This is a genomic window from Streptomyces sp. NPDC051322, assembly GCF_040689485.1.
GTDB lineage: Bacteria > Actinomycetota > Actinomycetes > Streptomycetales > Streptomycetaceae > Streptomyces.
Window position 1 is genome coordinate 328,242 of sequence record NZ_JBFBAK010000001.1, and the last position, 21,802, is coordinate 350,043.

The window sequence follows — 21,802 nt, forward strand, 5'->3', positions numbered from 1 at the left end:
CGGGTCAGCCGAAGAAGACGCCGACCTCCTTGTACAGGCCCGGGTCCACCGTCTTCAGTTCCGCGGTCGCGACCGCGATCGGCACCCGCACGATGTCCGTCCCCCGCAACGCCACCATCGCCCCGAAGTCCCCCTCCCGTACCGCATCGATCGCGTGCAGCCCGAACCTGGTGGCCAGCCAGCGGTCGAACGCGCTGGGGGTGCCGCCCCGCTGGACGTGGCCGAGGACCGTCGTGCGGGCCTCCTTGCCGGTGCGTTTCTCGATTTGTGTGGCGAGCCATTCGCCCACCCCGGAGAGGCGCGCGTGCCCGAACGAGTCCAGGGTGCCGTCCTTCAGTACCGCTTCGCCGTCCTTCGGCATCGCGCCCTCCGCGACGACCACGATGGGGGCGTAGGACGCCTTGAAACGGGAGGTGACCCAGGAGCAGACCTGGTCGACGTCGAAGCGCTGCTCGGGGATGAGGATGACGTTGGCCCCGCCCGCCAGTCCGGAGTGCAGGGCTATCCAGCCGGCGTGCCGGCCCATCACCTCGACGACCAGGACCCGCATGTGCGATTCCGCGGTGGTGTGCAGGCGGTCGATGGCTTCGGTGGCGATGCCGACGGCGGTGTCGAAGCCGAAGGTGTAATCGGTGGCCGAGAGGTCGTTGTCGATGGTCTTCGGCACGCCGACACAGGGGACTCCGTACTCGTCCCAGAGCCGGCCGGCCACGCCCAGTGTGTCCTCACCGCCGATCACGATCAGTGCGTCGACCTCGTAGGCGGCGAGGTTCTCCTTGACCCGGCGGACGCCGTGCTCGACCTGGAAGGGGTTGGTCCGCGACGACCCGAGGACGGTGCCGCCCCGGGGCAGGATGCCGCGTACCGCCGGGATGTCGAGCCGGACGGTGTCGCCCTCCAGGGGGCCGCGCCAGCCGTCCTTGAATCCGGTGAACTCGTAGCCGTACTCCTGCACGCCCTTGCGGACGACAGCCCTGATGACCGCGTTGAGACCGGGGCAGTCGCCGCCCCCGGTCAGTACTCCGACCCGCATGGAAGCACGTCCCTTCGCAGTGGAAGAAGCCCTGCCGACCACGCTACGGTGACCCAGGTCACCAAGGGATAGTGCGTACGGTCAATTCCCGTCCGGGAACGGTGCGTTGAGTCCGTCAGGCGTCGTCCAGGCCACGCTCTATGGCGTACCGGACCAGCTCGACCCGGTTGTGCAGCTGGAGCTTGCCGAGGGTGTTCTGTACGTGGTTCTGGACGGTCCGGTGCGAGATGACCAGGCGTTCGGCGATCTGCTTGTAGCTCAGCCCCTTGGCGACCAGCCGAAGCACCTCGGTCTCGCGCTCGGTGAGCTGCGGGGCCCCGGGTTCGTCGGAGGCGGCCGGCGCGGGGTCGGAGGCGAGCCTGCGGTACTCACCGAGCACCAGTCCGGCCAGGCCGGGGGTGAAGACCGGGTCACCGACCGCGGTGCTGCGCACCGCATCGGTCAGCTCCTGGGTACTGGCCGACTTCAGCAGGTAGCCGGTGGCGCCGGACTTCACCGCTTCGAGTACGTCGGCGTGCTCGCCGCTCGCGGAGAGCACCAGCACCCGCAGCTTCGGGTCCGCCCCGACGAGCTCCTTGCAGACCTGAACGCCCGGTATCCCGGGCAGGTTGAGATCGAGGACCAGCACATCGGGTGTGACGGCACGGGCACGGCGCACCGCCTGCGGGCCGTCCCCCGCGGTAGCGACCACATCGAAGCCGGCGGCGGCCAGATCCCGGGCGACCGCGTCCCGCCACATCGGATGGTCGTCGACCACCATCACCTTGACCGTCGGCTGCTCGTTCATGTCCGTACTGCCTTCATGTCCGTACTGCCTTCATGTCCGTACTGCCTTCCCCCGGGGAACCGTCAGTTCTACTTCCGTGCCCTGGCCGGGCACCGAGATCAGCTCGGCGCGGCCGCCCAGATCCCGCAGCCGGCCGCGGATCGACTGGGCAACGCCGAGGCGGCCCTCCCCCTCGGCCACCGCGAGCCGCCCCGCCGGGATGCCCGGGCCGTCGTCCCGCACGGTCACCGTCACCTCGGCGGGCTCGTCCTCCACCAGGATCCAGGCCTGAGCATTCTCCCCCGCGTGTCTGCGCACATTCTCCAGGGCGGCACTGACAGCGGCCGTCAGCTCGTTCGCCACCGCGGCTGCCAGCAGCACCGGCGCCCCGGGTTCCGCGAAGCTGACCCTCGACCCGGCGAAGGGGGCGAGCAGCGTACGCAGATCACAAGGACCGGCCGGCAGTGGCTGGTCCTCGGTGCGTCCCCGCTGGGCGGGCACGAGGCCGCTGGTGACCAGGGTGCGCAGGGCGATCTCCTGCTCCCCCGCCAGCCGGCCCAGCTCGGCCGATTCGCCGCCCAGTTCGGCGCCGCGCCGCTGCACCATGGCGAGGACCTGCAGCACGCTGTCGTGGATGCCGCGGGCCAGCCGCTCGCGTTCCCGGGTCGCCGCCTCGATCTCCAGGGCACGCGCGAGGGTGCGCTCGGAGGCGCGGGCCACCTCCACGATGTAGCCGATGGCGATGGAGGCGATCCAGACCAGCAGCACATTGTGCACGGTGTCCCGGGTCGGTGAGCCACGCTCGACGAGATCGGCGACGGCCACCAGGGAGGACGCGAACGCCGCCCACCGCCAGCCGCCCTTGATGGCGAAGGCGATCACGGAGCCCGCTGTCCAGATGGACGGCAGTGTCGTCGCACCGTGCATGACCCGGCTGTGCGAGTCCGCGACCGGGGTGAGCAGGATGCCGGCGAGGGCGACGGTGAGGTCGGCGCAGAGGAAGCGCTTGGTGCAACTGGCGGCGTTGGCCACCCGGGGAATCGTGGCCAGTGTCCAGCCGGACAGCACCACGAGATAGCCGATGGCCACCCAGGGGCGGTGGAACTTCTGGTAGGCGAAACCGAAGAGCAGGAGCGCGTACACCATGGTCAGCAGGCGGTACCCGGTCAGGGCGCGCCACAGCGGCTGCTCCACCGACATCCGTACGGCGCGCTCGCGCCGCTCCTTCGCCATGCTTCCCCCCGCTGTCCCACCCGAACGGACGGCCCGGCTAGTTGCCGGGACCTTCCGCCTCCTCTGCCGCCGCCTTCGTCGCCTTCTCGGCCTTGTCCCGTTCGGCGATCTGTCGCTTGGCGGCGGTCGCGTAGATGTCCACGTACTCCTGGCCGGAGAGCTTCATGATCTCGTACATGACCTCGTCGGTCACCGACCGCAGGATGAAGCGATCGCCCTCCATACCGTGGTACCGGCTGAAGTCGAGCGGCTGACCGATCCTGATGCCCGGGCGCATGAGCTTGGGCATCACCTGACCGGGGGGCTGGATCTTCTCGGTGTCGATCATCGCGACCGGGATGACCGGCGCCCCTGAGGCGAGCGCCACCCGGGCCAGTCCGCCGGGCTTGCCCCGGTAGAGACGGCCGTCGGGTGAGCGAGTGCCCTCCGGATAGATACCGAACAGCTCACCGCGCGCGAGCACGTCCACGCCGCTCTTGACGGCTGCCTCACCCGCCCCGCGGCTGCCCGAGCGGTCCACCGGCAGCTGACCCACGCCCTTGAAGAAGGCCGCGGTCAGCTTGCCCTTCACCCCCGGCGATGTGAAGTACTCGGCTTTGGCGATGAAGGTGACCTTGCGGTCCAGCACCGCGGGCAGAAAGAAGGAGTCCGAGAAGGAGAGATGGTTGCTGGCCAGGATCGCGGGACCGTCGGCGGGGATGTTCTCGAGGCCCTCCACCCAGGGCCTGAAGGCGACCTTCAGCGATCCCCCGATGGCGAACTTCATTGCGCCGTAGATCAACTCGGGTGCCTTCCTGTGACTGTCGTACGAGCTTATCGTTCTCATCCCTGGCCGGCGTCGGTGACGGCCCTGGTCGGTGTCGGTCCGGTCGCGTACGGTGAAGTACACCTTTCGAGACCTGACGCATTCGAGACCTGACGCATTCGAGACCTCACGAACAGGAGTCCCCGGTGCCGGTGCTTCCTGGAGCCGAGCCGTACCGCCATGAGGGCGGGGATGTCGGCGTCCTCCTCTGCCATGGCTTCACCGGATCGCCGCAGTCGCTGCGACCCTGGGCCGAGTACCTGGCGGAACGCGGGCTGACGGTGTCGCTGCCGCTGCTGCCGGGTCACGGCACCCGCTGGCAGGACATGCAGGTCACCGGCTGGCAGGACTGGTATGCAGAGGTCGACAAGGAGCTGCGGGTGCTGCTCGACCGGTGCCACCGGGTCTTCGTCTTCGGCCTCTCGATGGGTGGTGCACTCGCGCTGCGGCTGGCCGCCAAGCACGGTGACGCGGTCACCGGCCTGGTTCTGGTCAATCCGGGGAACAAGGTGCACGGCGTCGCGGCGCACGCCCTGCCCGTGGTCCGCCATCTGGTGCGGACGACCAAGGGGATCGCCAGCGACATCGCCAAGGAGGGCTCGGCGGAGATCGGATACGACCGGGTGCCGCTGCACTCCGCCCATTCGCTGCGCACCTTCTTCCGGCTCGTCGACCACGATCTGCCTCAGGTCACCCAGCCGATGCTGCTGCTGCACAGCCCGCAGGACCATGTGGTCCCGCCGGCCGACTCGGCGCGCATCCTCAGCCGTGTCTCGTCGACGGATATCGAGGAGATCCTGCTGGAACAGAGCTACCACGTGGCGACGTTGGACCACGATGCGGAGCGGATCTTCGACATGAGCCACGCGTTCATCGGCCGCCTCGCTCCGAGCGTCGGGATGAAGGGGAGCACCACCGGTGGCTGAGAACGAGGCGGAGCGCGAACCGCAGCCGATCGACGAAGAAGCGGCCTGGGCGGCGATCGTCGCGGCCTACGGCGAGCAGCCCGCGGACCCGGTCGGCGCAAAGCCGTTCAAGTCGGTCGAGGACCTGGCGCTGCTCGAGGACGAGGTCAACGCCGGGGCGTCCGAGTCGGCCGAGCAGGATCCGGAAGCGGATACCGGGACCGGCAAGCCGCTGGGCAGTTCGGTCGTCTTCGCCCCGGGCGTCGGCGGACCGCGCGACTACAGCGTCGACGAACCGAAGGACGACGACCTGGGCGAGGCGGACGAGGGCCACTTCGTGCCCCCGGACCCGGACCTCCCGGAGGCCGATGTCACGGCCAAGTTCGCCTGGCTCGCCGCGGTGGGCGGCCCCGTGCTGCTACTGGTCGCGGTGCTGCTCGGCTGGGACATGACGTGGTGGCTGACGACGCTGGGCATCGGCGGGTTCGTGGGCGGGTTCGCGACACTGGTGGCGCGGATGGGCTCGGACGACGACGGCGAGGATGATCCCGGGCGGGGCGCGGTGGTCTAGCACCGGGAACGGTGTCACGCGGGGCTCGAGCCGTTTTCCGCCGAGCGCCCGGTGCCGTCCTGAGGGCTACCGGACGCCGGTACCCGCAGCGCGGCCAGTACGGGCAAGTGGTCCGAGGCGGCGAAGAGATCGGCCGAAGGCACCGTCAGCGGCACCCCGCAGCCCAACACCTCCACCCCGGCCGTGGCGAAGACGGCGTCGATGCGCTGCTGCGGGCGGCCGGCCGGGAACGTGTGTTCGCCGCCCCACGGTTTCACCGCCCAGCAGTCCTGCAGTGCCCCGGCCAGGCGGCGGAAGGTTCGGCCGCCGGGGCGGTCGTTGAGATCGCCGGCCACGATCGCGTGCGGGACGTCCAGCGCGTCGAGACGGTCCAGCAGCAGGCCGGCCTGCGTCTCCCGCTCGTCGGGCTGAAGGCTCAGGTGACAGCTGAGCACCCCGAGCCTGGCGCCGCCGATCCGGACCACCGCGGTGGCGAGGCCCCGCCGGTGCAGACCCGGGGTGCGCGGCAGCAGGACGTCCTGGGTGCGTTCCACCGTGGCACGCAGCGAGCAGAGCAGCAGCGGCCCCGCCGCGGTGGCCCCGCCGCTCAGCACCACCAGGTCGGTGTGCGAGGCCAGCCAGGCCGCGGCCTTGCGCCAGCGGAAGAAGCGCGGGGCCTCCTGGACGAGCACCAGGTCGGGGGCGCAGGCGCGGATCACCCGGGCCAGCGCCGCACGGTCGTCGCGCATCGAGCGGATGTTGTAGCTGAGCACCCGAATCACGGCCGAGCCGCTCTCCGTACGGGATTCGGGCAGCGTAGTGATCGCCATGGCCGCCACCCTACGACGCTGTTGCCCCGGCCCGGCACACGGCTGCGCCCGCCGCTCCCGGAGGGAACAGCGGGCGCCCGCGTCGTACGAGTCAGCCCTGGCGGGCCAGGTCCGCCGCGCCCACCAGGCCGGCCTCACCGCCCAGTTGGGCCGCGAGCACCTGGGCGTGCGGTCGCCAGGCGCCGCCGATCAGCCAGCGGCGGAAGGACTTCCGGATCGGGTCGAGTACCAGCTCGCCCTCGTCCGAGACGCCGCCGCCGACGATGAACGCCGACGGGTCGAAGAGCGAGGCCAGGTCGGCAAGACCGGCACCGGCCCAGCGGGCCAGCTCGCGGAACGAGTCGATCGCCACCGGGCAGCCCTGACGGGCCGCGGCACTGATGTGCTTGCCCTGGATGCCCTCGGGCGTGCCGTCGCCGAGACCGAGCAGGACCCCCGCGTTCTCGGGGGTGGCGTTGGCCCGCTGCCGCGCGTACCTGACGAGCGCCCGCCCGGATGCGTACTGCTCCCAGCAGCCCTGGCTGCCGCAGCCGCACAGCAGTCCGTCCGGCACGACCCGGATGTGGCCGAACTCGGCGGCCACCCCGAAGCGGCCACGGCGCAGCTTGTTGCCGATGATGATGCCGCCGCCGAGGCCGGTGCCCAGGGTGATGCAGATGACGTCGTCGTGTCCCTGGCCCGCGCCGAACCTGTATTCGCCCCAGGCCGCCGCGTTGGCGTCGTTCTCGACGACGACCGGCATGCCGACCCGCTGCTCGACCTTGTCCTTCAACGGCTCGTGCCGCCAGTTGATGTTCGGCGCGAAGAGAACGGTCGCCCGCTTGTCGTCCACATAGCCGGCCGCGCCGATGCCGACGGCCTCGATGTCGTGTCCCTTGCCGGCCTCGGAGACTGCCGAGCAGATCGCGTCGACGATGCCTTCGGCGGTCGGCGGGGTGGGCACCTTGTGCACATCGAGAATGGCGCCCTCTTCGTCGACCACTCCAGCCGCGATCTTTGTGCCGCCGATGTCGACGCCGATGGTGAGTCCCATGAGTCCCTCAGTTTTCGGTCGAGCCCCGCTACGGCCAACCGTACCCGAGGGCTGGCAGTGCCCTGTCAGTCCAGGTCGATGTGCTCGGCAGGTCCGGGACCTTCGTCGCCGTTGTCCTTCTTCGCGTCCGGGTCCCCGGGCCGGTTGTTGCCGGTCCGCTTCGCGTCGCCGGTCCGCCGGGTGTCACCGGCTCCGGTCCAGCGCTGCTCGTGGTTCTGCACCGCGGAGCGGTAGGCGGCCAGGAGTTCGCCGCCCGCCGCGGCCAGGTGATCGAAGACGTCGGGATTGCGTTCGACGACCGGTCCGACGGCGGCCCTGGCCTGGCTCAGGAACTGCTGGACCGCCCCCTGCGCTGCCATCCCGGGCAGTGAGGACTGGAACTCGGAGACCTTCTCGGAGACCGCGTCGACCAGCTTGCGCAGCTCGTCGGCCGCGGAGCCCGGGGGTGTCCCGTACTCCGCGCGGCGGCGGGCCTTCTCCGCCGCCAGATCCTCGGCGCACGCCTTCGCCCAGGCGTCCGAGTCGGTTGCGGGCTGCTCGGTGGCTTCGCTCATGACGGACTCCTGCGACGGGACGGGCGGGCGGGGCGGCCGGTGAGGGCTGCGATGCGTACTCACGACGTTACCCGAACGGGCATACCACGTTCACCTGGTCCGCGGCCACAGACCGGGATCCGGCGTGAACCGGACGCTCAGGACCCCGTCGGCCAGTCCGGCCCCGTCCACCGTGCAACGGCGCAGCACCGACGGCAGGGTGACGGTTCTGCGGAACGGGCCCACGGTGAGCAGGAGTTCGTCGCCCCGGCGGACCAATCCGAGGTCCTCCTTGACCGCGCCGGGCAGCGGCAGATGCCAGACCAGCACATTGCTCTCGGCCAGCCGGTCCTCGACACGCCAGGCCGGGGCGGCCGCGGACGGCTCACCGGAGCAGGCCGGCAGCGGTACCAGCGGTGCCAGGTCGTCGGCGGTGCGCGGGGCGCGGCCGAGATGAGGCACTTCCAGCACCGCCTCGAACGCCTCGGAGAGTTCCTTGACGTGGTCCTGCTGCTCGGCCGCCAGCGAGCCGAGCCAGGGGTCCGGCGAACCGGTGGGCAGCATCCGGTTGGCCACCACCAGGTCGAGGCGGTGGCCGTGCAGGGCGATTCCGGTCCGAGCGGTACACAGGGCACGGGTCGCGGCGGGCCCCGGTTCCACGACCAGCCGCAATGTGGTGGACGGATCCTCGATCCTGTCCTGAACGGCGGCGAGTTCACCCTCCCAGCGGGCAGCGGTCGCGTACAGCCACGGCGCGGGCATCGGTACGCCGGCGAGCTGGGCGAGCACCGGTCGCAGTGCGCGGGCGGCCTGCCGTTCGGGCGGCAGCAGCCGCCGCAGGTAGCGGCGCAACTGCTGCGGCAGGGCGAGGAGCGCCAGTGCCTCCTGGACGGGCGGCAGGTCGACGACGACGAGGTCCCACGCGGCGCTGTCGATGCCGCGCAGCGCGTGCAGCAGGGCGAACTGCTCGGCGCCCGGCAGCTCCGTCAGCTCTTCCTCGTCGAGTCGGGCAGCGCCGAGCAGGTCCAGGGCGGCGGTGCTGCGTTCCTGGAAGGCCAGCAGCTCGTTGCGGAAGTGGGCCGCCGAGTCGATCCGCTCGGCCCGCAGGCCGTTCTCACCGCGCCGGCCGCTCCCGCCCCCCGGTCCGTCATCCCCGAGGGCAGACAGGATCTCTCCGGGGTCCCGGTCGGCGGTGAGCAGCAGTACGCGCTCGCCGTCGCGGGCGCGCGCGAGTGCGGTCGCCGCCGCGACGGTGGTGCGGCCCGCGCCGCCGAGGCCGGTGACGAGGACCGTATGCATCGCGGCGTCAGTCCTTGGACAGCGAGGCGGCGTCGGACGCCGCGGCGCCGGACTCGACGCGCTTCTTCAGGCCGGCCAGGGCGCGGTCGATGATGACCTTCTCCGCCTTGCGCTTGATCATCCCGAGCATCGGGATCTTCACGTCGACGGTCAGCCGGTAGGTGACCTCGGTACCGGCGCCGGCCGGGACGAGGGTGTACGAGCCGTCCAGGTCGCGCAGCATCTGGGACTTCACCAGCGTCCAGCTGACCTGGTTCTCGCCGGTCCAGGTGTACGCGAGGGTGTGATCGTCCTTGATCGCTCCGGCGTCCAGGACCAGGCGGACCTGTTCGGCGCGGTTCTCGGCGTCGGTGGAGAGCACCTCGGCCTCCTTCACCTCGCCGGTCCACTCCGGGTAGCGGGCGAAGTCGGCGATCACGCCCATGACGTCGGCCGGTGCGGCCTCGATCGTGATGCTCGAGCTGGTGTGTTCAGCCATCGCCGTGGCTCCTCCAGTGCGGGATCCGGTGTGCATGCGCTGTGAAGGTTATCGCGTGTACACCGGGGCGCCGACCGCCACTACCACTCCAGGACGAAGGGCTGCGAGGTGGATGCGAAGTGCCCGACGTTGACGCACTCCGTCGAACCGATCCGGACCCGTTGGGACAGCGGCTGGTGGACATGGCCGAAGAGGGAGTACCGGGGCCGGGTGCGCCGGATCGCGGCGAGCAGGGCGCGGCTGCCGCGCTCGAACCGACGGGCCACCGTGTCGTACACCAGCTCGGGAACCTCGGGCGGGATGTGCGAGCAGAGCACGTCGACCTCGCCCAGCGCCTCGATCTTGGCGGCGTATTCCTCGTCGCTGATCTCGTAAGGGGTCCTCATCGGAGTCCGCAGGCCGCCGCCGACGAAGCCGAAGACCCGGCCGCCGATCTCCACCCGCTCCCCGTCGAGGACGGTGGTGCCCGGTTCGGCGTACTCCGCCCAGAGCGGCGGAACGTCCACATTGCCGTAGGTGGCGTAGGTGGGGGTGGGGAAAGCCGCGAACATCGCGGCGTACTGCTTGCGCACCGCGGACAGGATCGCGGCGTCCCGGTCCATCCCCGCCCAGAGCCCGCGTCCCAGTTCACGCGCCTCCTCGAAGCGCCGGGCGGTGCGCAGCGCCACGATGCGGTCGGCGTTCTCGACGCCGAAGAGCTCGGGGAAGATGCCGCGCGAGTGATCGGCGTAGTCGAGGAACAGCACGAGGTCGCCGAGGCAGACCAGCGCATCGGCGCCCTCGCCCGCTCGCGCGAGACCCTCGGTGTTGCCATGAACGTCGCTGATCACATGCACACGCATAACGATCACCCTAGGACGCCGGATGCCGGACTGGATAGGGGCGGCCGGACCAGCGATTTCCGTCGGGTCCCGACATCCGTGGACTAGTCTGCGCGAAGTACGCCCGTGTCGTGTGACGCATGGAACATCTGACCGGACCCCCCTATCGGGAACGGCTTACTCATGGGTAACGTCCGGGCAGTCAGGTCAAGTCGTGGCGGCAGCGATGTCGACCAGAGGAGCAGCAGTCTTGCGCGAGTTCAGCCTTCCGGCTCTGTACGAGGTCCCTTCGGACGGCAATCTGACGGATCTCATCCGCCGCAACGCCGCTCAGCATCCCGATGTCGCGGTCATGGGCCGCAAAGTGGCGGGAGTCTGGACCGACGTCACCGCCACGCAGTTCCTCGCCGAGGTGCGCGACGCGGCCAAGGGACTGATCGCCGCGGGCGTCCAGCCCGGCGACCGCGTCGCCCTGATGTCCCGGACCCGCTACGAGTGGATCCAGCTGGACTTCGCGATCTGGAGCGCCGGTGCGATCACCGTGCCGGTCTACGAGACCAGCTCGGCCGAGCAGGTGCAGTGGATCCTCGGCGACTCCGGCGCGGTCGCGGTGATCGTGGAGAACGACGCGCACAGCGCCGCCATCGAGGACGTACGGCACGCGCTGCCCACGCTGAAGCACGTCTGGCAGATCGACCGGGGAGCCGTCGTCGACCTGCGGACCGGCGGTTCCGGGGTCCCGGACGCCACCGTGGACGAGCTCAGCTCCCGCGCGACGGCCGACGACCCGGCCACCATCGTCTACACCTCGGGAACCACCGGCCGCCCCAAGGGTTGCGTGCTGACCCACCGCAGCTTCTTCGCCGAGTGCGGAAACATCGTCGAGCGGCTGAGGCCGCTGTTCCGCACCGGTGAGTGCTCCGTGCTGCTCTTCCTGCCCGCCGCGCACGTCTTCGGCCGACTGGTCGAGGTGGCCTCCGTGATGGCGCCGATCAAGATCGGCTGCGTACCGGACATCAAGAACCTCACCGATGAACTGGCCGCGTTCAGGCCGACGTTGATCCTCGGAGTGCCGCGCGTCTTCGAGAAGGTCTACAACTCGGCGCGCGCCAAGGCGCAGGCCGATGGCAAGGGCAAGGTCTTCGACAAGGCCGCGGACACCGCGATCGCCTACAGTCGGGCGCTGGGCACCCCGCAGGGCCCGTCCGTCGGGCTGAAGTTCAAGCACAAGGTCTTCGACCGGCTGGTCTACAGCAAGCTGCGGGCGGTGCTCGGCGGCCGCGGTGAGTACGCCATCTCCGGTGGCGCTCCGCTGGGCGAGCGCCTCGGCCACTTCTACCGGGGCATCGGCTTCACGGTGCTGGAGGGCTACGGCCTCACCGAGTCGTGTGCGGCGACCGCCTTCAACCCGTGGGACCGCCAGAAGATCGGCACGGTCGGCCAGCCGCTACCCGGTTCGGTGGTGCGGATCGCGGACGACGGCGAGGTGCTGCTGCACGGTGAGCACCTGTTCAGCGGGTACTGGAACAACCCCGGCGCGACCGCGGAGGCGCTGGCCGACGGCTGGTTCCACACCGGCGACATCGGCACCCTCGACGAGGACGGCTATCTGGCGATCACCGGCCGCAAGAAGGAGATCATCGTCACTGCCGGCGGCAAGAACGTCGCCCCCGCGGTGATCGAGGACCGGATCCGGGCGCACGCCCTGGTCGCGGAGTGCATGGTGGTCGGTGACGGACGGCCGTTCGTCGGTGCGCTGGTCACCCTGGACGACGAATTCCTGGCGCGCTGGGCCGCCGAGCACGGCAAACCGGCGGGCGCCGACGCGGCGAGCCTGCGCGACGACGCCGAACTGATCGCCGAGATCCAGCGGGCGGTGGACGACGGGAACGCCGCGGTCTCCAAGGCCGAGTCGGTCCGCAAGTTCCGGGTGCTGCCGGCGCAGTTCACCGAGGAGGCGGGGCACATCACACCGTCGCTGAAGCTGAAGCGCAGTGTGGTGGCCAAGGACTTCGCGGACGACATCGAGGCGATCTACCGCGGCTGAGTCCGCGCCGTACCGGTGAGGGGCCCGCGCCCAGGCGCGGGCCCCTCACTCGTTCGCCCGTGGGCGAGGACCGATCATCAGAGCAGCGTCCTGAGTTCTTCCGCGAGCAGGTCCCAGCGCCATTTCTCCTCGACCCAGGCCCGGCCCCGCTCCCCCATCCGCCGCCGCAGCTCCGGGTCCTGGAGCAGCGTCACGATCCGGTCCGCGGTGTCCTCGGCGGAGCCGCCCCGGACCACCCAGCCGGTCTCGCCGTCGAGCACCGCGTCGGGCGCGCCGCCCGAGTCCCCCGCGACGACGGGCAGTCCGGTCGCCGACGCCTCCAGGTAGACGATGCCGAGACCCTCGACGTCGAGCCCACCCCTGCGAGTACGGCACGGCATGGCGAAGACGTCACCCGCGCCGTAGTGGGCGGGCAGTTCCGCCCACGGGACAGGCCCGGTGAAGCGCACCGAGTCAGCTACACCGGTCTCGGCTGCCAGTTCTCTCAGTGCACCGGCGTACGGTCCGCCGCCGACGATCAGCAGCACCGCGTCGGGCAGCCGCCGCAGGATCCGGGGCATCGCACGGATCAGGGTGTCCTGGCCCTTGCGCGGCACCAGGCGGGAGACACAGACCACCACCGGCCGCTCGGTGAGCCCGAGCCTCGCGCGCACCGCGTCGCCGCCCGATGCGGGGTGGAAGGTCTTCTCGTCGACGCCCGGCGGCAACTGCACCATGCGCGCCGCGGCGGCCGGGGTCAGCGCGGCCGCGATGCGCGACCGGGTGTACTCGCCCAGATACGTCAGGGTGTCCGTGCCCTCGCCGATCCGGCGCAGCAACTGCCGCGAAGCGGGCAACTGAGCCCAGCCGGCCTCGTGGCCGTGGGTGGTCGCCACCAGCCGCTCGGCGCCGGCCCTGCGCAGCGCCGGCCCCATCAGACCGAGCGGAGCGGCCGCCCCGAACCACACGGAGCCGCAGCCGTGTTCGCGCAGCAGCCGGGTCGCGGTCGCGGTGACCCGCGGGGTCGGCAGCAGCATCGTGGTCCGGTCGCGTACCACCGTGAAGGGCTGCTCCGCGTCGAACGCCGCGGTCGCCTCGGCGCCCTCGCTGCCGCGCTTCCAGGTGGAGGCATAGACGACGAGTTGTCCGGGATCCAGCCGCAGCGCCATGTTGTGCAGGAACGCCTGGATCCCGCCGGGGCGCGGCGGGAAGTCATTGGTCACGATCAGGGTCTTGTGCATCGCCGCCGACAGTACCGAACGGCGGTGGCCCGGTGCCCGTCCGGCCGGTCAGCCCAGTTGTGCCCTGAGGTACGCGCGCCACTGCGCGGTGAAGTCCTCCGGTGTCGTGGCGAGCACGTCGTTCATGGCCGCCTCGACTGCGCCGTCGCGTCGGCCGTGTGTGCCGACCGCGCGGTAGAAGTCCGTGAGCTTCCGCTCGCCCCACTTCTCCGCGATCATCCGGCAGGCCAGCCAGCCGCCCTCGTAGGCCCGCGCGAGGGTGTCGGCGTTCCCGCCGAAGCCGAAGTCCGCGTCGGTGGGCAGCGTGCCGGGCAGGTCGCCGCTGTGCACCGCCTGCTGGAGCTCCGGGGCCGCCTCCGGCACGCCGGTGCCGGTGCCGCGGTATCCCAGCCAGTCCGCGAAACCCTCCGACAGCCACAGCGGGGTGCCCGGTGAGGTCTGGGCGCGGGTGGCGACGTGGGTGGTCTCGTGCGTGATGACCACTCGCTTTCCCAGGTCGCCGAGGATCGCGTAGGCGGCCGGGTTGATGATCACCCGGTCCGCCGGGGCCGTGTCCGAGCCACCCGCCTCCCCGGTGGTGACCGCCGCGATACCCCGATAGGAGGCGGGCGGCGAGCCGAGGAGCGCTGCCATCGAGTTCACCGACGACGGTACGAGCACCACCACCCGCCCCGCCCACGGGCCGTGCCAGACCGACTGGACCTCGGGGACGGCGCGGTCGGCCACGGACGCCACCTGCCGCAGCAGCGGGGTGGGCCGGTGCACGCCCAGTACCAGGCTGTGCTCGCCCTTGACGACCTGGACCTTGCCCTGCTGCCACAGCTGCTGCCCGGCGCCCCGGCCCGGGCCGTCGGCGGTGAGGTACCAGCGGCGGCCGTGCTCGGCCAGTTCCATCCTGCGGGCCGCGATCACCGGGACGCTGTCGTAACCGGCGATCCGGTACCGGAGTTCGACCTCGGCCGTGGCCACCGCGCCCCGGCGGCGTACCTGGCCGAGCCGGTACGTCCAGGAACGCAGCGGCACCGCGGCGAGGTTCTCGAACTCCTTGCGCTGCGCGACCCGCAGTCCCGTCGCCCCGGGGTCGGTCGCCGACAGGTATCCGCTCTCGTCATGGCCGAGGACGGCGGCGGCCCGGCGGTCGAGGGTCTGCTGGATGCCGCGGTCCGTGATGCCGGTCGTCGCGGGCGCCGCGCACCCGGACGCAAGCAGCAGCACGGCCAGGCCGCATCCCGCCACCCGCCTTCGTCCCCTCGCACACCGCCGGCCTGCCACGCCGCCGATCGTACGTGGCCCGGGTGCACCGCTCTCAGACGCGTGTCACCGAGGAGATCGGCATCATGTCGACCGGGTCGTAGCGCACTCGCGCGCCCGGATACGGAGCGTGCACCACCTGGCCGTTGCCCATGTACATCCCGACATGGCCGGCATCACTTCGGTACACCACCAGGTCGCCGGGCCTGGCCTGGGACAGCGGGATCTGCCGGCCGGCGTACCGCTGTTCCTGCGAGGTGCGGGGCAGCGCGACGCCCGCCTGCGCGTATGCCCACTGCATCAGCCCCGAACAGTCGAAGCCGTGCGGCCCGTTGGCGCCCCAGACGTACGGCCGGCCGACGGCGCCGCGGGCCGCCAGCACAGCGGCGGCGGCCCGGCCGGAGACCGGCAGGGCGCCCAGCGGAGGCAGCCCGCCTCCGCCCGAGCGCGAGGCCCGGTCGTAGACGGCGCGCTGCGCCGTGGGCAGCGTCTTCAGCAGCTTGCGCGCCCGGTCGAGCTTCTCCTGGACGGCCCGCTTGTGGCGGGCGACTTGGGTGCGGCTGCGGCGCAGCTCGTCGAGGTCGTGGTGGGCGTCGGCGCGCTGCTGCGCCAGCGCGCGCTGGGCTTGCCGGACCTGGCGCAGATCACCGGCTTGCAGAACACCTGCCTGCTCCAGCGTCGCCGCCCTGTCGAGGTACGTGTCGGGGTCCGAGGAGAGCAGCAGGGCGAGCGACGGGTCGATGGCTCCGGCACGGTACTGCGCACCGGCCAGCGCGCCCAGTGCACCGCGCAGCAGGTTGAGACGCTGCTGGCCGCGGGCGATGCCGTCCTGGGTGCGCGCGAGCCGGGCGCGCAGCAGGTCCGCGCGCTCGGTGGCCCTGTCGTACAACTCGGTGGCCTGCTCCGCCTGGTCGAACAACCCGTCCACCGTGCTCCGTGCGGCCCTGGGGGTGACCGTGGCCCCCGGCTCGGCATCCGCCGGGGCAGCCCCCAGGGCTGCCGCCGCTGTGGCCAGTGCGGCGGACAGAACAGTGACCCGGGCACTCCGGGTGGGGCCGGGCTGGGTGGGACGGCGATGGGACGCCACAGCAGCCGCGCTCCTTCCGCTGCGCGCAGCCCCTGCCCCGCCCCGATGGCGGACCCTTGCCGGGAACTGCGTCGACGGAGGGTAGCCGGGCGACCACGCACCGGCCAAAAGCCCCGGCAGCCGCACAAAGTGACGCCCCGCCGGAGACCACAAGGTCACCGACGGGGCGGAGTGTCAGTATGCGGCGCGGTAATTCGCCCGAATGGGCGGCACACCACGGTGCGGGCCGGACCGGATCAGATACGGACGCCGAACTGGAAGGGCATGTTGCCCATCGATTCGTACCGCACGTTCGTGCCGGTGCGCGGGGCGTGCAGCACCATGCCGTTGCCCGCGTAGAGAGCGACATGGTGCATGTCGCCGTAGAAGATGACCAGGTCGCCGGGCTTGAGCGCACTCGACGAGTAGATCCGGGTGCCCGCGTTGGCCTGGGCCTGCGAGGTGCGCGGGAGAGTGACGCCGGCCTGCGCGTAGGCCCAGGAGGTCAGGCCGGAGCAGTCGAAGGAGTTGGGGCCGGTGGCGCCGTAGACATACGGCTTGCCGAGCTGCGTCTTCGCCGCCGCGAGGGCGGCGCCGCCGCGGGCCGAGGCGGGAAGCGCGTTGCCGAGGTTCGCACGGTCGCTGGCGCGGTTGGCGCGAGCGTCGTCGGCCTGCAGCGCGGCGCGCTCGGCGGCGGTGAGGCTGTTGAGCAGCTTGTTGGCGGCCGCCAGCTTGCTCTGGACCTGCTTCTTGTTCTCGCCGAGCTTCTTACGGGTCGCGGACAGGTCCTTGAGCTTGTCCTGGGCCTCCAGACGCTGCTGCGCGAGTGACCGCTGCTTGGCCTGGATCTTCTTGATCGCGTCGGCCTGCTGACTGCTCAGCTGGTCCTGCGCGGTGGCCTTGTCAAGGAAGTTGTCGGGGTCCGACGAGAGGAAGAGCTGTACGGACGGGTCGATACCGCCCGAGCGGTACTGGGCGCTCGCCAGCGAACCGAGCTGGTCCCGCAGCTTGTTGAGGTCCTGCTGACCCCGGGCGACGTTGTCCTGGAGGTCGTCGACCTCCTTCTTGAGCTTCTGCTGCTGTTCCTTGGCCCCGTCGTAATGCTCGGTGGCCTTCTCCGCGTCCTGATTGAGCTTGTCGACCTTGGCCTTGACCTCGCTCTTGGTCGGCTTCGGATCGGCGTGCGCGGCCTGGGAGGACAGGACCACGGCTGCGGCGGCGGTTGCGGTGAGCACGGTCACGCGAGTGCGGCTCGGCTGTTTGGGACGACGGTGGGACGCCACGAAGGCGAGCTCCTTCTTCCTCGAGCCGCCGACCACATGGCGGGCCACGTGGTCCTCGGCGGTTCCTCCGCTGACACCCCGGATGAGTGATCAACCGCGCGAAGGTTCGAGGCCAAACCTTAGTGACCTTCTTGTGATCAGTTCAAATTCTGAATGGCAAAAATTACGGTCGCCAGTGGTTTCTTCACATATATAACACGCGCAGTGATGGGGACTTGACCCTCTGCTCGCCCTCGCATCTCCCGAAGTCGGGCAAGGTGCACAGCAGTTACTAGACGCGCGAAAGCCGCTTCAGCAACAAGACGGACGCGACCGGTCTCGCTCCGGACCTGGCCACCCCGTCCGCCACCTCGCGGTCGGTGGAGACCACCACCACCGGACGCCCCGAGGGCTCCGCGCGCACCAGCTGACGGATCAGCTCGTCCGCGGTGACGCCCGGCTTGCTGAACAGCACCCGCACCCCGCGCGGTGGCGCGAGCAGCACCGGCGCCGCCAGCTCCGCACCGTCGAAGACACAGGTCATCTCGGCGCCGGTCTGGGCGGCGAGCATCGAGAGACCACCGAGCAGGCGCAGCCGCTGCTTCTCCAGCGGCATCTGCGGATAGCCGGTCTTGGTGACGTTGTATCCGTCCACCACCAGATGCGCCTGCGGCAGCGAGAGCAACTGGTCGAGCAGCGCCGGGTCGGTGTCCGAAAGCGCCCTGGCCGCCACGTCCTTGGGAGACATCCGGCCGGGTTCCACCGCGTCGACGGAGTCGGCGGGCCGAAGTGACGCGGGGGGCAGGGCGAGTTCGCGGCGCAGTCCCTGGGCGGCCTCGAGCACCGTGTCGAGCAGCAGCCGCAGCCGCATGTCCTCGACCGAGCGCCCTTCGCGTACCGCGCGGCGACCGGCCTCGGCCGCCGCCTCGGCCTCGCCGAGCCGCGCCTTCAGCCGGCGCGACTCGCTCTCCGCGGCCGCCACCCTGGCCGCCGCTTCGGACTTGATGACATCGATCTCGGAGCGCGTCCGGCGCAGTGCGGCCTCACCGCGCTTGACGTCGCTCTGCGCGCTGCGCAGCTTGCGGTGCAGCGACTCCGCTTCCTTGCGGGCCGCGTCCAGCTCCGTACGCAGCCGCTCGTTCTCGGTCTTCGTATGCGCCCGCGCCTCGGCGAGTTCCTCGCGCAGCCGCTCCATGTCCCGCCTGGCGGCATCGCCCGCCCGCTCGGCGTCGACCCGCTGGGCCTCCTCGCCCGCGGCGGCGACCAGCTTCACCCAGCCCACCGGACGCAGCACATAGGCGGCGGCGGCCACATCCACGGGATCCGCGGCGGCGGGCGGCGAACCGGCTTCCAGCGCCCCGGCCAGCTCGGCCTGGGACTCCTTCAGCCGCTCCCCGATGCGCTGGCGGAACAGCGGATCGCTCTCCAGCGCGGCCGCCATCGCGGTGCCCGCGAACTTGGCCCGCCGGGTCGGGGTGAACCGGGCGTACTGCCGGAGCTGCGCGGGGAGCTCGGCGACCGTCAGACCCCCGAACGCGTCGGACACCAGCGCGACGACCCGGCGCCGCACCCCTTCCGGCAGCGGACGGTCGAGTGCCTCGGCGGCGTCGCCGGCCCCACCGGCCGGCTCCGTGCCGCTTTCAGGCTCCACGATCCGTCACCCCACTGTCGCTCTTCGGCGGGCTCCCTCAGGAGCCGCTGCCCGGCCTGTCCACCAGCTCGATCTGGTCCACCGCATTGCACCAGCGGCAGCGCACCGACTCGATGCTCTCACTGACCACCTCGCGTTCTTCGACCTTGGGCTCACCGGCCAGGTCGAGATGCATGTACTCGACAACCTTCGACGAGCGGGTCACATCGAAGCGGGTGAGATTGCCACAGAGCGTGCAGCGCCACCGGGTGCCGGCGGTCGGCATGGGAACCGTCGTCATAATGCCGTCCTCTACGTTCGTGTACCTGGGTCGCGGTGCGTCATCGAACTGCGGATGTCCTCCCCGCAACCCTACGGCCTCGCACTCACCGCCGGAGGCGACCGGTCGGCCCCCCGGGGCTCCGGCGAGGCACTCTGCCCCATTCGCCCCTGTTGGGCCATGCTCGGTCCATGCGCAAGCGGTGGGAAGCGTTCGACGGCCCGGTGGTGACCTACGGCCTGATCGGCCTCTGCTGCCTGATCTTCCTGATCAGCCCGGCCTCGGGGTTCAACACCGGCTACGGCACGGGCGACGATCTCCTCGCCGCCCAGAGCGCCTATTTCGAACGCTGGGGGGTCGTTCCCACCGAACTGATGAGCGGCACCGGGCCGGCCCTGCTCACCCCGCTCACCGCGCTGTTCGTCCATGCCGGCTGGGTGCATCTGCTCGGCAACATGCTGTTTCTGTACGTCTTCGGTGCGATGGCCGAGGAGCGGATGGGCCGGCTGCACTTCGCGGTCTTCTATCTCGTCGGCGGCTATGCCGCCCTGTTCGCCTACGCGCTGACGCACCCCTCGTCCGACCAGTCCCTGGTCGGTGCGTCGGGCGCGATCTCGGCGGTGCTCGGTGCCTTCCTGAGCCTCTTCCCGAAGGCCCGGGTCACCAGCATCTTCCCGTTCCTGCTGTTCCTGCCACTGCGCTTCCCCGCCTGGATCGTGCTGGTCTTCTGGTTCGCCCTGCAGTGGCTGGCCGCCCGGCAGCAGCACGGGACCGGCCCGGGGGTCGCCTACACGGCACATCTGGCGGGGTTCTCGCTCGGCTTCCTCTACGCCACGGCGCGGTACTGGCATGCGACTAGAGTGAGGACCCCAGCGACGGCCACCGAGGGAGAACGCAAGCCGTGATCACCGCGATCGTGCTCATCAAGACCAGCGTGGACCGGATCCCCGAGATCGCCGAATCACTCGCTTCGCTGGAGAACGTCAGCGAGGTCTACTCCGTCACCGGAACGTACGACCTGATCGCGCTGGTCCGGGTGGCCCGGCACGACGATCTCGCGGACATCATCCCCGGCCGGATCAGCAAGATCCCCGGCGTCGAGGCCACCGACACCCACGTGGCGTTCCGGACGTACTCGCAGCACGATCTGGAAGCGGCTTTCGCCATCGGGCTCGACGCGTAGGGCGGCATCCCCGTCCGCGCGGCCGGCGCCCCCGGCCGCGCGGCCGGCCGAGGGCGGGGTGGCACCGGTCTCACACGGCCGGCACGCAACGGCCGTTCTCGGTGCGGTAGTTCCAGCGGGCGCCGTCCCGCACCAGCTCCTTGACCGCGGAGACGAAACGCTCCACGTGCTCGTCCGGTGTACCGGCGCCGAAACTCACCCGGATGGCGTTGAGCGAGGCGCCGGGCGCGCCCTCGGGCGCGCCGCACTCCCCCTGGTCCTGCGGGTCGCCACCGAGCAGGGTGCGCACCAGCGGGTGGGCGCAGAAGAGGCCGTCCCGCACCCCGATGCCGTATTCGGCCGAGAGCGCGGCGGCGAAGTGCGAGCTGTTCCAGCCCTCCACCACGAACGAGATGACGCCGACGCGTGGGGCCTCGTCACCGAAGAGCGAGAGCACTCGCACCGCGTCCACCTCGGCGAGGCCTTCGCGGACCTTGGCGATCAGTGCCTGCTCCCGCTCGACCAGCGAGTCGAAACCGGCCTCGGTGAGCGCCTTGCAGGCGGCAGCGATGGAGTAGGCCCCGATGACGTTGGGCGAGCCGGCCTCGTGCCGGGCGGCCGTGCTGTGCCACTCGACGTCCACACCGCCGTCGGCGCGCCTGCTCACCTGGCGGGAGGCACCGCCGCCGGCCAGATACGGCTCCGCGTCCTGCAGCCAGTCGGAGCGGCCCGCGAGGACGCCGGAGCCGAAGGGTGCGTACAGCTTGTGCCCGGAGAAAGCGACCCAGTCGACGTCGAGAGCCACGATGTCCACCGGGTGGTGCGGGGCGAGCTGCGCGGCGTCCAGCACGATCCGCGCGCCGTGCGCGTGGGCGGCGGCAGCCAGCTCCGCCACCGGCCACAGCTCACCGGTGACGTTCGATGCCCCGGTCACGCACACCAGAGCAGGACCGGCGGCGGCACGGGCCGCGAGGGCGCGCTCCAGGGTCTCGACGGCCTGCTGCGGGGTGCGCGGTGCGTCCAGGTAGGTGACGGTGGCGTCGCGCCAGGGCAGCAGCGAGGCGTGATGCTCGGTCTCGAAGACGAAGACCTCACAGCCGGCCGGCAGCGCAGCGGCCAGCAGGTTGAGGGAGTCGGTGGTCGACCGGGTGAAAACGACCTGATGATCCTCGCGGCAGCCGAGAAACGCGGCGATGGTGGACCGGCTGTTCTCGAAAAGGTCGGTGGAGAGCTGCGACAGGTAGCCGGCACCGCGGTGCACGCTGCCGTAGTACGGCGCATAGGCGGCCACGTCGTCCCAGACCCGCTGCAGGGCGGGGGCGCTGGCCGCGTAGTCGAGCGCGGCGTAGCCGACCTCGCCGCCGGTGACGAGCGGCACCGAGACATCCCGCCCGAGGACCGGCAGCGGGGCACCCGTACAGGCGTCCGTAGCAGCGGCGGAGGTGAAGGCAGCGGTGGCAACAGACATGGCGAACTCCCGGAAAGGGCAGGCGAATTCACTGGGGGCGCCGCGCATCGGGGCAGCACCGGACAGTGCGGAAAGGGGTGTGCGGAGAGGGGGGCTACTGCCCTATCGCATTCGCTGAACCATGGAAGAA

22 protein-coding genes are annotated in these 21,802 nt (G+C 71.0%); 5 read left to right on the top strand and 17 right to left on the bottom strand.

Annotation, left to right across the window (positions count from 1 at the left end):
* Positions 1–4: 4 nt before the first annotated feature.
* From AB0436_RS01515 to AB0436_RS01530, 4 genes are all read right to left on the bottom strand, one after another.
* Positions 5–1,033, bottom strand: coding sequence for a 6-phosphofructokinase (locus tag AB0436_RS01515; protein WP_366465602.1), 1,029 nt, complete (start codon positions 1,031–1,033; stop codon positions 5–7).
* A gap of 115 nt (positions 1,034–1,148) precedes the next feature.
* On the bottom strand, positions 1,149–1,820 hold the full coding sequence (locus AB0436_RS01520; protein ID WP_366465603.1) for a response regulator transcription factor: 672 nt from the start codon (positions 1,818–1,820) through the stop codon (positions 1,149–1,151).
* A 30-nt stretch (positions 1,821–1,850) separates the two neighbouring features.
* Complete coding sequence (locus tag AB0436_RS01525; RefSeq protein WP_366465604.1) at positions 1,851–3,032, bottom strand: DUF5931 domain-containing protein; 1,182 nt, start codon at positions 3,030–3,032, stop codon at positions 1,851–1,853.
* 37 nt (positions 3,033–3,069) lie between these two features.
* Positions 3,070–3,813 carry a lysophospholipid acyltransferase family protein gene (locus tag AB0436_RS01530; protein WP_366466113.1) on the bottom strand — a complete coding sequence of 248 codons (744 nt, stop codon included), beginning with the start codon at positions 3,811–3,813 and terminating at the stop codon, positions 3,070–3,072.
* A 170-nt stretch (positions 3,814–3,983) separates the two neighbouring features.
* On the opposite strand from AB0436_RS01530, the gene AB0436_RS01535 reads away from it, so the two are divergent.
* Both AB0436_RS01535 and AB0436_RS01540 read left to right on the top strand, forming a co-directional pair.
* Positions 3,984–4,763 (top strand): alpha/beta fold hydrolase, encoded by a 780-nt coding sequence (locus AB0436_RS01535; protein ID WP_366465605.1) that lies wholly within the window; start codon positions 3,984–3,986, stop codon positions 4,761–4,763.
* On the top strand, positions 4,756–5,313 hold the full coding sequence (locus tag AB0436_RS01540) for a hypothetical protein (RefSeq protein ID WP_366465606.1): 558 nt from the start codon (positions 4,756–4,758) through the stop codon (positions 5,311–5,313). Before AB0436_RS01535 ends, AB0436_RS01540 begins: the two co-directional genes overlap by 8 nt.
* 14 nt (positions 5,314–5,327) lie before the next feature.
* Here AB0436_RS01540 and AB0436_RS01545 read toward each other — a convergent pair whose 3' ends face one another.
* The 6 genes from AB0436_RS01545 to AB0436_RS01570 form a co-directional block, all read right to left on the bottom strand.
* On the bottom strand, positions 5,328–6,122 hold the full coding sequence (locus AB0436_RS01545; RefSeq protein ID WP_366465607.1) for an endonuclease/exonuclease/phosphatase family protein: 795 nt from the start codon (positions 6,120–6,122) through the stop codon (positions 5,328–5,330).
* Positions 6,123–6,213: 91 nt separating this feature from the next.
* Complete coding sequence (locus tag AB0436_RS01550; protein ID WP_366465608.1) at positions 6,214–7,155, bottom strand: ROK family glucokinase; 942 nt, start codon at positions 7,153–7,155, stop codon at positions 6,214–6,216.
* Between the two features lie 65 nt (positions 7,156–7,220).
* Positions 7,221–7,709 carry a DUF5304 domain-containing protein gene (locus tag AB0436_RS01555; protein WP_366465609.1) on the bottom strand — a complete coding sequence of 163 codons (489 nt, stop codon included), beginning with the start codon at positions 7,707–7,709 and terminating at the stop codon, positions 7,221–7,223.
* Positions 7,710–7,799: 90 nt separating this feature from the next.
* Positions 7,800–8,987 (bottom strand): ArsA-related P-loop ATPase, encoded by a 1,188-nt coding sequence (locus tag AB0436_RS01560; RefSeq protein WP_366465610.1) that lies wholly within the window; start codon positions 8,985–8,987, stop codon positions 7,800–7,802.
* A gap of 7 nt (positions 8,988–8,994) precedes the next feature.
* On the bottom strand, positions 8,995–9,465 hold the full coding sequence (locus AB0436_RS01565; protein ID WP_366465611.1) for an SRPBCC family protein: 471 nt from the start codon (positions 9,463–9,465) through the stop codon (positions 8,995–8,997).
* A gap of 80 nt (positions 9,466–9,545) precedes the next feature.
* Positions 9,546–10,307 (bottom strand): metallophosphoesterase, encoded by a 762-nt coding sequence (locus AB0436_RS01570; protein WP_366465612.1) that lies wholly within the window; start codon positions 10,305–10,307, stop codon positions 9,546–9,548.
* Positions 10,308–10,536: 229 nt separating this feature from the next.
* On the opposite strand from AB0436_RS01570, the gene AB0436_RS01575 reads away from it, so the two are divergent.
* The gene (locus AB0436_RS01575) at positions 10,537–12,333 is read left to right on the top strand and encodes an AMP-dependent synthetase/ligase (RefSeq protein WP_366465613.1); all 1,797 of its coding nucleotides are present in this window, start codon (positions 10,537–10,539) and stop codon (positions 12,331–12,333) included.
* A 77-nt stretch (positions 12,334–12,410) separates the two neighbouring features.
* On the opposite strand, the gene AB0436_RS01580 is transcribed toward AB0436_RS01575, so the two are convergent.
* The 6 genes from AB0436_RS01580 to AB0436_RS01605 all read right to left on the bottom strand — a co-directional run bounded on the left by AB0436_RS01580 (position 12,411) and on the right by AB0436_RS01605 (position 19,063).
* Positions 12,411–13,553, bottom strand: coding sequence for a glycosyltransferase family 4 protein (locus tag AB0436_RS01580; RefSeq protein WP_366465614.1), 1,143 nt, complete (start codon positions 13,551–13,553; stop codon positions 12,411–12,413).
* Between the two features lie 48 nt (positions 13,554–13,601).
* Complete coding sequence (locus AB0436_RS01585; RefSeq protein ID WP_366465615.1) at positions 13,602–14,789, bottom strand: hypothetical protein; 1,188 nt, start codon at positions 14,787–14,789, stop codon at positions 13,602–13,604.
* 70 nt (positions 14,790–14,859) lie between these two features.
* A complete protein-coding gene (locus AB0436_RS01590) occupies positions 14,860–15,891 on the bottom strand; it encodes an NlpC/P60 family protein (protein ID WP_366465616.1) in 1,032 nt (343 codons plus the stop codon).
* 236 nt (positions 15,892–16,127) lie between these two features.
* Entirely contained in the window at positions 16,128–17,153 is a 1,026-nt protein-coding gene (locus AB0436_RS01595) for an NlpC/P60 family protein (RefSeq protein ID WP_366466114.1), read from the bottom strand.
* Positions 17,154–17,424: 271 nt separating this feature from the next.
* Positions 17,425–18,786, bottom strand: a complete 1,362-nt coding sequence (locus AB0436_RS01600; RefSeq protein ID WP_366466115.1) for an NYN domain-containing protein — start codon at positions 18,784–18,786, stop codon at positions 17,425–17,427.
* Positions 18,787–18,820: 34 nt separating this feature from the next.
* Entirely contained in the window at positions 18,821–19,063 is a 243-nt protein-coding gene (locus AB0436_RS01605) for a hypothetical protein (protein WP_366465617.1), read from the bottom strand.
* Between the two features lie 170 nt (positions 19,064–19,233).
* Here AB0436_RS01605 and AB0436_RS01610 point away from each other — a divergent pair, with 170 nt between their 5' ends.
* Positions 19,234–19,947, top strand: a complete 714-nt coding sequence (locus AB0436_RS01610; RefSeq protein ID WP_366465618.1) for a rhomboid family intramembrane serine protease — start codon at positions 19,234–19,236, stop codon at positions 19,945–19,947.
* The gene (locus AB0436_RS01615; protein WP_365857635.1) at positions 19,944–20,225 is read left to right on the top strand and encodes an Lrp/AsnC ligand binding domain-containing protein; all 282 of its coding nucleotides are present in this window, start codon (positions 19,944–19,946) and stop codon (positions 20,223–20,225) included. The genes AB0436_RS01610 and AB0436_RS01615 overlap by 4 nt, the downstream gene beginning before the upstream one ends.
* Before the next feature lie 70 nt (positions 20,226–20,295).
* Here the strand turns inward: AB0436_RS01615 and AB0436_RS01620 are convergent, their stop codons facing one another.
* Positions 20,296–21,672, bottom strand: coding sequence for an aminotransferase class V-fold PLP-dependent enzyme (locus AB0436_RS01620; RefSeq protein ID WP_366465619.1), 1,377 nt, complete (start codon positions 21,670–21,672; stop codon positions 20,296–20,298).
* Positions 21,673–21,802 lie beyond the last annotated feature (130 nt).

Coding starts and splice junctions, on each gene's coding strand:
- AB0436_RS01515 (WP_366465602.1), bottom strand. CDS start 1,033: ATGCGGGTCGGAGTACTGACCGGGGGCGGCGACTGCCCCGGTCTCAAC.
- AB0436_RS01520 (WP_366465603.1), bottom strand. CDS start 1,820: ATGAACGAGCAGCCGACGGTCAAGGTGATGGTGGTCGACGACCATCCG.
- AB0436_RS01525 (WP_366465604.1), bottom strand. CDS start 3,032: ATGGCGAAGGAGCGGCGCGAGCGCGCCGTACGGATGTCGGTGGAGCAG.
- AB0436_RS01545 (WP_366465607.1), bottom strand. CDS start 6,122: ATGGCGATCACTACGCTGCCCGAATCCCGTACGGAGAGCGGCTCGGCC.
- AB0436_RS01550 (WP_366465608.1), bottom strand. CDS start 7,155: ATGGGACTCACCATCGGCGTCGACATCGGCGGCACAAAGATCGCGGCT.
- AB0436_RS01555 (WP_366465609.1), bottom strand. CDS start 7,709: ATGAGCGAAGCCACCGAGCAGCCCGCAACCGACTCGGACGCCTGGGCG.
- AB0436_RS01560 (WP_366465610.1), bottom strand. CDS start 8,987: ATGCATACGGTCCTCGTCACCGGCCTCGGCGGCGCGGGCCGCACCACC.
- AB0436_RS01565 (WP_366465611.1), bottom strand. CDS start 9,465: ATGGCTGAACACACCAGCTCGAGCATCACGATCGAGGCCGCACCGGCC.
- AB0436_RS01570 (WP_366465612.1), bottom strand. CDS start 10,307: ATGCGTGTGCATGTGATCAGCGACGTTCATGGCAACACCGAGGGTCTC.
- AB0436_RS01580 (WP_366465614.1), bottom strand. CDS start 13,553: ATGCACAAGACCCTGATCGTGACCAATGACTTCCCGCCGCGCCCCGGC.
- AB0436_RS01605 (WP_366465617.1), bottom strand. CDS start 19,063: ATGACGACGGTTCCCATGCCGACCGCCGGCACCCGGTGGCGCTGCACG.
- AB0436_RS01610 (WP_366465618.1), top strand. CDS start 19,234: ATGCGCAAGCGGTGGGAAGCGTTCGACGGCCCGGTGGTGACCTACGGC.
- AB0436_RS01620 (WP_366465619.1), bottom strand. CDS start 21,672: ATGTCTGTTGCCACCGCTGCCTTCACCTCCGCCGCTGCTACGGACGCC.